The 1,159-nt window shown below is 65.4% G+C and carries 1 protein-coding gene; it reads left to right on the forward strand.

Features of this window, described 5'->3' with window-relative positions; translation table 11 throughout:
• Nucleotides 1-410: 410 nt before the first annotated feature.
• Nucleotides 411-1,094, forward strand: a complete 684-nt coding sequence (locus tag ABD912_RS10965) for an MBL fold metallo-hydrolase (RefSeq protein ID WP_345150771.1) — start codon at nt 411-413, stop codon at nt 1,092-1,094.
• Nucleotides 1,095-1,159 lie beyond the last annotated feature (65 nt).

Consider the following 1,159-nt stretch of genomic DNA (forward strand, 5'->3'; position numbering starts at 1 on the left):
TGATCGTGGCGATCTCGACGGGGGCGTCCTTGGCCTTGACGACGACGGCCTTCACCTTGTGTGCCATGTTGCTCCTTATGGAAAGGGGTGGAGTGTTGCGGGAGTGTCGGGTGTGGCGGTACTGGCGGTACCGGCCACGGGGGCGATTCGATGCGGGGCGGCCGCTGGTTCCGGGGACCCGGCGGGACGCCCTCCCGAAACTTCTATATCTGACTTATACATCTGATATATCAGAGAGGTCAAGGGTGGCTGGCCCGGAGGGGGAGGGGCGCCTTGGGCCCGCCGATGCCCCGGCTTCACAAGGTTGACACCTCAGAGTGGCCTAGGCCACTCTGTTTCAAATACCGAGACGAGTTGCGTGATTCGCATCGTCCGTCGAAATTCGCCCAGTTGGAAGGAATACCCGAACCATGGCACATGAGGTCAAGGCCGTCTCCACCGAGAAGGACGCTCCGGGAGCGAGGGGCGGCGCCCGCATCGAGAACCTGGTCACCTCCGGCACCTTCAGCCTCGACGGCGGCACCTGGGACGTGGACAACAACGTCTGGATCATCGGCAACGACACCGAAGTGTTCGTCATCGACCCCGCCCACGACCCCCAAGCCATCGCCGACGCCGTCGGGTCACGCACCGTCAAGGCCGTCCTGCTCACCCACGGACACGACGACCACATCCGCCACGCCCGCGACTTCGCCAACCTGGTCAACGCCCCGGTGTACCTGAACCCGGACGACCAGATCCTCTGGGAAGCCGTGTTCCCCGACACCGAACCGGACGCCCGGATCACCGACGGCGACGTCTTCGAGATCGCCGGCACCGAACTGGTCGCCCTGCACACCCCCGGCCACTCGCCGGGCTCCACCTGCTTCTACGCCGAGTCCCTGGAAACGCTCTTCTCCGGCGACACCCTCTTCAACGGCGGCCCCGGCGCCACCGGCCGCTCCTACAGCGACTTCGGCACCATCATCGAATCCATCAAGAGCCGGCTGCTCAGCCTGCCCTCCGAAACGGTCGTCCACACCGGACACGGCGACTCGACCTCCATCGCCGCCGAGGCGCCGCACTTCGAGGAGTGGGTAGCCCGTGGCCACTAACCCCATCCGGGTAGCAATTGTGGGCGTCGGCAACTGTGCCACGTCGCTGGTCCAGGGCGTTGAGT

It is taken from the genome of Arthrobacter ginkgonis (assembly GCF_039540195.1).
GTDB lineage: Bacteria > Actinomycetota > Actinomycetes > Actinomycetales > Micrococcaceae > Zafaria > Zafaria ginkgonis.